The 6,457-nt window shown below is 70.5% G+C and carries 7 protein-coding genes and 2 pseudogenes; 6 read left to right on the top strand and 3 right to left on the bottom strand.

Going from position 1 to position 6,457, the window contains the following annotated elements:
• The 3 genes and pseudogenes from B0E54_RS31915 to B0E54_RS31905 all read left to right on the top strand — a co-directional run.
• Positions 1-324, top strand: a pseudogene (locus B0E54_RS31915) (phosphoribosyltransferase family protein); the annotation flags it as partial.
• 133 nt (positions 325-457) lie between these two features.
• Complete coding sequence (locus B0E54_RS31910) at positions 458-688, top strand: heavy-metal-associated domain-containing protein (RefSeq protein ID WP_234591564.1); 231 nt, start codon at positions 458-460, stop codon at positions 686-688.
• Positions 681-1,616 (top strand): hypothetical protein, encoded by a 936-nt coding sequence (locus B0E54_RS31905; RefSeq protein WP_234591563.1) that lies wholly within the window; start codon positions 681-683, stop codon positions 1,614-1,616. The genes B0E54_RS31910 and B0E54_RS31905 overlap by 8 nt, the downstream gene beginning before the upstream one ends.
• Before the next feature lie 137 nt (positions 1,617-1,753).
• Here B0E54_RS31905 and B0E54_RS31900 read toward each other — a convergent pair whose 3' ends face one another.
• Entirely contained in the window at positions 1,754-2,170 is a 417-nt protein-coding gene (locus B0E54_RS31900; protein WP_234591562.1) for a helix-turn-helix domain-containing protein, read from the bottom strand.
• Positions 2,171-2,410: 240 nt separating this feature from the next.
• Between B0E54_RS31900 and B0E54_RS31895 the strand changes: the two genes are divergently transcribed.
• The 3 genes from B0E54_RS31895 to B0E54_RS31885 all read left to right on the top strand — a co-directional run bounded on the left by B0E54_RS31895 (position 2,411) and on the right by B0E54_RS31885 (position 5,002).
• On the top strand, positions 2,411-2,851 hold the full coding sequence (locus tag B0E54_RS31895) for a hypothetical protein (protein WP_234591561.1): 441 nt from the start codon (positions 2,411-2,413) through the stop codon (positions 2,849-2,851).
• Between the two features lie 410 nt (positions 2,852-3,261).
• Positions 3,262-4,200, top strand: coding sequence for a hypothetical protein (locus tag B0E54_RS31890; protein ID WP_234591560.1), 939 nt, complete (start codon positions 3,262-3,264; stop codon positions 4,198-4,200).
• A complete protein-coding gene (locus tag B0E54_RS31885) occupies positions 4,178-5,002 on the top strand; it encodes a hypothetical protein (RefSeq protein ID WP_234591559.1) in 825 nt (274 codons plus the stop codon). Before B0E54_RS31890 ends, B0E54_RS31885 begins: the two co-directional genes overlap by 23 nt.
• A gap of 25 nt (positions 5,003-5,027) precedes the next feature.
• Here B0E54_RS31885 and B0E54_RS31880 read toward each other — a convergent pair whose 3' ends face one another.
• Both B0E54_RS31880 and B0E54_RS31875 read right to left on the bottom strand, forming a co-directional pair.
• Positions 5,028-6,182, bottom strand: a complete 1,155-nt coding sequence (locus B0E54_RS31880; protein WP_234591558.1) for an SAM-dependent methyltransferase — start codon at positions 6,180-6,182, stop codon at positions 5,028-5,030.
• 89 nt (positions 6,183-6,271) lie between these two features.
• Positions 6,272-6,457: pseudogene (locus tag B0E54_RS31875) on the bottom strand (ATP-dependent helicase); the annotation flags it as partial.

The following is a 6,457-nucleotide window of genomic DNA, read 5'->3' as shown; positions in this document are numbered from 1 at the left end:
TCCCGCCGGCGGCCCCGGCTGGTCGGCTCGCTGGCCGAGCGGATCGCCGCCGTGGGCCGGCTGCCACTGCTCGGCGCGGTCACCCCGACCGGTCCGGACGGCCCCGGCGGGCCGCGTGGCAACAGCGCCCAGCGGGTACGCGCCCTGCACGACGCCTTCGCCGTGCCGGCCGACCTGGCCGACGCCCTGGCCGCGCTGGAGGGGCCGGTGCTGCTCGTCGACGACCTGGTCGACTCCGGTTGGACGATGACCATGGTGACCCGCGCGCTGCGGCGGGCCGGTGCTTCCGACGTGCTCCCGCTCGCTCTGGCCGTGGCCGGCTGAGCCGCCGTTCGCGATCGCGGAGGTCCGTGGACGGCTGCGGGGCGGAAAGTTCCCGGGCCGCGCGGATTGCGACGGTCGCCACGCCGCCCCGGCGTCGGTCAGGGCTGGCCGGGCGCGGCGGTACGGTGGCGGCATGACCGATCAGCAGCACGTGACCCGCGCGTACGCCGTCACCGGCATGACCTGCGAGCACTGCGTGCGTGCGGTCACCGACGAGCTGTCGGCGCTGCCCGGTGTGCGGCAGGTCCAGGTCGACCTGGCCTCCGGCACCGCCACGGTGACCAGCGACAGCCCGCTGCCCGACGAGTCGGTGCGGGCTGCCGTCGACGAGGCCGGTTACGTGCTGGACGCTGGCGGTGCCTGAGCAGGCCCCCGCCGCGCCGGACCGGAGCACGGTCCGGCTGGCGCTGGTGGTCGGCGGGCTGGTGCTCGCCGTGCTGCTCGGGTTCGGCCTCGGTCGCATGAACGGCACCGCCACCGCCACCGGTGGCGGCAGCCCCGCGGCGCTGACCGCCGACCACACCCACCCGCCGGGCACCGGGGCCCACGACCACGGGTCCATGACCGGCGCCGACCAGGGCGCGGCCGCCGAGCCCGGCGGTCTGTCGGTCAGCTCGGCCGGATACACGCTCGTCCCGCTGGCCACCGAGTTTCCGGCCGGCCGCCCAGGGCAGCTGCGCTTTCAGGTGCGCGACGTGCAACGCCGCCCGGTCACCCGCTTCGCCGTCGTGCACGACAAGCCGATGCACCTCATCGTGGTCCGTCGGGACCTGACGGGCTACCAGCACCTGCACCCGACCATGGCGGCGGACGGCACCTGGACGGTGCCAGTGACCCTCGCACAGCCCGGCGTCTGGCGGGCGTACGCCGACTTCACCGTGGTTGCCGACAACGGCGGCCAGAGCGCGCTGACCCTCGGCGTGGACCTGGTCGTGCCGGGCACGTACGAGCCGCGTCCGTTGCCCGCCCCGGCGACCTCGACGACTGTGGACGGGTTCACCGTCGCCTACCAGGGCAGCCCGCAGGTCGGTGTCACGGTGCCGCTGACCTTCCGGATCGAAGGTGTGGACGGCAACGCGGTGCTGGAGCGCTACCTCGGGGCGTACGGTCACCTGGTGGCGCTGCGCGAGGGCGACCTGGGCTACCTGCACGTGCACCCCGAACCGGAGCTGGCCGACGGCCAGGTGAAGTTCTGGCTGACCACCCCGGGCCCGGGCCGCTACCGCCTCTACCTCGACTTCCAGGTAGCCGACAAGGTCCACACCGCCGAGTTCACCGTAACGGTCCCCTGACCCGGCCCCTCACCGCCCGCACGGCCCCCCACCTCACGTGGTTGATCATGAAGTTATTGCCACTCGCGCCGGCGTGTCGTGGCAATAACTTCATGATCAACCCGGGCGGGGGTGGGGGTGGGGTTTGGGGTTTGGGGTTAGCCGGCTCGGCGGGTTGGGCGGCGGGCCAGGTAGCGGAGGAGGTCGCGGATGTGGTGCTTCTCCTCGGCTGGGACGCTGGGATCCGCCAGGCGATCGAGGATGGCCCGGACGTCGGCCTCGACCGGGCCGTCATCGCTGCGGCGACGAGGCGCCGACCCCGCGTCGGGCAGCCCGAGCGCGCGGAACGCGGCAGCCACCGGCAGATCCAGTGCGGCGCAGAAGCCGCGCACCTTGGCCAACTCGGGGTAATCCTGCCAGTCACCGGCGAGCCAACGGAACACGGTGGAACGGCCCACGCCCGTGTGCGAGGCAAGATCGGTCACGGTCCATCCGCGCTCGTCGCGAGCGTCGTCGATGGCACGCCGGACGAAGCGGGCGAACGCCATCTGCGGTGACACGTCTGCGGAACCCATCCGGTATGTCTTTCCCTCCCGGCCGAGCACTGGGAAGATGCGCCTTCCGAGCGTAGTACGCCCGGGACCGGAAACCACTGACTGACCGCACAAACTGTCCCACCGATGAGACTCCGCGTCGGGCAGTATTCGTGCCGGCACCCAGCGATCATCGTCGCTCTTCCACTAAGCTCGGTGCCCGTCCCGGCACGGCGCATGCGCGCGTGCCGCCGATCGCCCGGACCACCGCCGAGGAGCACCATGGCCGAATCGAGCCGTCCGCTGCCGTACCAGCCCGGTGCGGTGAGCCTCTTCTTCGTCGCCAAGGCCGGCGTCTTCGCCGCCGGGTTCTGGATCTGGCTGCTGGTCCTGGTGCTCCGCACCAACGCGGCGACCGGTCTCGACGTGCTGGCCGCCACCGGCGCGATCACCACAACGCTGGCCGCGGTGGTGCTGGGCGCCCGGATGGCGCTGCAACGCAACGCCGCCATCCGGCACGCCGAGACGAAGAAGCTGCTCGTCGACATCTCCTGGAACGCGTTCACGGCCGCCGGCAACGCCGAGAGTTCGGGAAAGGTGGTGCCCTTCCCGAGCAGCGCCGGTGAGGACGACCGCTCGGCCCTGCGCCACAGCGGGGACCGGGTGTCGGTCTTCGACCGCTCCGGCGGCCGAGACCGCGGCAACGGCGACCGCCGACGCTGAAACCAGATTCGACGGAATTCAGGTGCCGTCAGCTGGCGGCTCGGTGCGTCGTTGACTTGCGGGGCATCAGCTGGCGCGGCGCCGGCCGCCTCCTGCCCGGCTCTGCCGGTAAGGGTTGTTTCCGAACGAGTCGCCGGGCCGTGACGCGCCGGGCGTGAAATGCTCGGCATGGACCAGTTCCGGATATAGGCTGTTTCCGTTCGGAACCGAATTGGCTCATTAACCGAAACCGCGAGGGGTGTGCCGTGCGGGCTTCAGGCGAGGCAGCCCTCGATCCGCCGCCGGAGCGCGAGGTCGATGTATTACGGCGTGCCGTTGCACTCGTGGGGGATCGGCTGCCACCTGGGTGGTCGGTGCACCTTGCTGAGCAAGCGGTGGGCAGCAGGGGCCGGATTGACGGTGTAGCCGACTTGATCGGTCCTGACGGGGCGAAAGCGGTTTTTCTCATCGAGGCAAGGCGCTCGTTGGTTACCAGCGATCTTGCCCAGATTCTTGACCACCTTCGCTCCAACAACCTGCCGCACGTCGACCGTCCGCTGCCCCTGATCGTCGCGCGTTACCTCGGCTCTTCCGCGCGCGCATGGTTGCAGGAACGCGGAGTCTCTTACGCCGACGTCACCGGCAACATATACATCTCGCTGGAACGTCCGGCGATATACCTGCGGGACAGGGGCGCAGATCGCGATCCCTGGCGTGGGCCGGGCAGGCCGCGCGGCACCTTGCAGGGGCCTCCAGCAGCCCGAGTCGTACGCGCCCTGGTGGACGTCGCCGCAGACATGAGCGTTCCAGACCTGGTACGCCTGTCTGGCGCCTCGACGGGAGCGACGTACCGGGTCGTTGAATTCCTTGAGCATGAAGCGCTCGTCGCACGTGCGCGAGGTGGCCCGATAACGCATGTCAAGTGGCGGCGCATTCTGGAGCGATGGAGCGAGGATTACGGTTTTCAACGCAGCAACAGTGTCAGCGGCTACCTGAGTCCGCGAGGTCTGCCAGCGTTGCAGGAGAACCTCCGGGAAGCGCACGGATTGCGCTACGCGCTGACGGGATCCTTGGCGGCACATCGTCTGGCGCCCTACGCACCGGCCAAGCTGGCGATGCTCTATGTGGATGACGTAGCCCAAGCTGCCGAGGAACTCAAGTTGCGCCACGTTGATGTGGGGGCGAACGTCTTGCTCGCCCACGGAAGGTACGACGTCGTTTTCGATCGGCTGGTGCACGACGATGGCTTGGCTTACGTAGCACCGAGTCAGGCTGCCGTCGATCTGTTGACCGGTCCCGGGCGGGCTCCTGCCGAGGGGCAGGAACTCCTCGACTGGATGGAGGAGCATGAGCGGGCCTGGCGACGGTGATCTCCTTGTGGCAGCACGTGGTGCGTTGTTGGATGCGCTGGAAGCCCTCCGTGATCATGCCGAGGCTGTGGTCGTGGTGGGAGCCCAGGCCATCTACCTACATACGGGTGCCGCGCCCGTCGCGCTGGCGGAGGCGACCAAAGACTGCGACCTTGCGCTCGACGCACGCGCCCTACCGCAGGAGCCATTGTTGGAGGAGGCCATGCGGGCAGCGGGGTTTCATCTCGATGTTCGAGCACATCAGCCCGGGGCATGGCTGAACTACAAGGGCATCCCCGTTGACCTGATGGTCCCGGAGGCACTTGCTGGCGGATCGAGTCGCCGCGCGGCGAAAATCCCGCCGCATTCCAAGGACGCCGCGAGGCGAGCGGTCGGGTTGGAGGCTGCGGTCGTCGACCACGTCGCGCTTGACATACGTGCGCTAGCTCCGGGCGACAGCCGTGTCTATGCCGCCAATGTTGCAGGCCCTGCCGCCCTGCTGGTAGCGAAACTGCACAAGATTGGGGAGCGGCAAGAGACACCAAAGCGCCTCGTGGACAAGGACGCACACGATATTTACCGCCTTCTCGTGGCGGTGCGGCCTGAGCAACTTGCTGCCAGTCTGCGGCAGCTGCGGGCTGATGACCTGGCAGGGCACGTCACTGAGCAAGCTCTGCGCTTCTTGGCGACCCTGTTCGGGGCGGGCCCCGAAGCCCCGGGATCGCTGATGGCTGGGAGAGCCGAGGAGGGTATCGGCGATCCCCTGGTCGTGTCGGCCGCCGCTCATGCCTTGTCGGAAGACCTGCTGGCTTTGGTCGATTGATCAGCAGACCGGCCTGCGAGCAGCCCTAGACGGCCGGCGGTTCGTCGGCGGCGAGCAGGGTCTCCAGCCGGGGTGTGACCCGCCACTGGTCGACGAGTTCGCGGTACTCCGCCGCTCGGGGGTCGCCGCTGCCGCTACGACGGGCTCGGATCAGCAGGTTGCGGGGCGTGTGCTGGGAGTCGACGAACTCGACCACCTCGGCCCGGTACCCGTGCACCCGCAGCAGCCCCGCGCGCAGCGCATCGGTGAGCACGTCGGCGAAGCGTTCGCGCAGGATGCCGTGCCGGGTCAGCAGCTCGTACGGTGCGGGGGTCGGCTGGGCGCGTAGCTGCTTGGCCAGGTCGTGGTGACAGCACGGCGCGGCGAGCACCCAGCGGGCCTCCCAGCGCACCGCGCGGGCCAGCGCCTCGTCGGTGGCGGTGTCGCAGGCGTGCAGCGCCAGCACCAGATCCGGGGCGGGGTCGACAACGGCCTCGGCGATCGTGCCCGCGACGAAGCTGACCTTGTCGGCCCAGCCGAGTCGTTGCGCCAGCTCGGTGTTACGCCGTCGCTGGTCCTCCCGGACGTCCACGCCGATCAGCTCGACGTCGAGACCACGGCTGGCGAGGTAGCGGTACGCGGCGAAGGTCAGGTAGGCGTTGCCGCAGCCCAGATCGACCACCCGCAGCGGGCCGGTCAGATCGGCGGGCAGGGTCGCGGCCAGGGCGCGCAGGAACGCGTCGACCTGGCGGCGCTTGGCCGCCGAGCCGCCGATCTCCGCGAAGATCGGGTCGCCCGGGTCGAGCAGGTATTCCTTGGCCCGGTCGTTGCCACTGGGCGTCGCCTCCGGTCGCGTCGCCGCGGCCCGGTGCACCTGCGCCTCACCGGACTTGGTCACCCGCAGTTGGAGGGTCGCGTCGGCCGTCTCCACGTGCCAGTTGCCGAAGGGCTCGGCCAGGAGTTCGTCGACCGCCACGGCGGCCTCGGGACCGGGGGCGACGTTGCGGGTGTGCGGGCGCGCGCCGTCGGACGTGGCGATCTGCAACCGCGGGCCGGCCTTGAGCGTCACCGGACGCAGTTCGGCCCGCACGACAGTGGGTCGGTGTCCCCGACGGCGCCCGGCGGCCACCGCACGGGTCAGCGCGGGGTCGAGCAGCAGTGCACGAACCTCGGTCAGGGCGGCATCCAGTGGTTCCGGCATCGTTCCATCTTCGGCAGGTGGGGTGGGAAGGCGACATCCCCCGTACCGCGCTGAGGCGGTGCGGGGGATGTCGGGTGAATCTCGCTGCGTCAGTCCGCGGTCGCCTCGGCCGGCGTACCCGCGCCGGAACCGCCACCACGGCGGCGCCGGCGGCGGCGCGGCTTCGATGCCTCGCCCTCGACGGCGGCGGCGGCGGCCGGCTCTGCCGGTGCCGCTTCGGCCGAGATCACCGCGGTCGGCTCGCCCGCAACCGTCTCGCCTGCACGGCGGCGACG

Source organism: Micromonospora sp. MH99 (assembly GCF_021442385.1).
Lineage (GTDB): Bacteria > Actinomycetota > Actinomycetes > Mycobacteriales > Micromonosporaceae > Micromonospora.
Note: the sequence above shows the minus strand (reverse complement) of the source record. Positions and strands in the feature narration are given on the sequence as shown.

Bases quoted from the DNA above. Each gene is read 5' to 3' on its own strand.
- B0E54_RS31900 (WP_234591562.1), bottom strand. From the start codon at position 2,170: ATGGGTTCCGCAGACGTGTCACCGCAGATGGCGTTCGCCCGCTTCGTC.
- B0E54_RS31880 (WP_234591558.1), bottom strand. From the start codon at position 6,182: ATGCCGGAACCACTGGATGCCGCCCTGACCGAGGTTCGTGCACTGCTG.
- B0E54_RS31895 (WP_234591561.1), top strand. From the start codon at position 2,411: ATGGCCGAATCGAGCCGTCCGCTGCCGTACCAGCCCGGTGCGGTGAGC.
- B0E54_RS31885 (WP_234591559.1), top strand. From the start codon at position 4,178: ATGAGCGGGCCTGGCGACGGTGATCTCCTTGTGGCAGCACGTGGTGCG.
- B0E54_RS31910 (WP_234591564.1), top strand. From the start codon at position 458: ATGACCGATCAGCAGCACGTGACCCGCGCGTACGCCGTCACCGGCATG.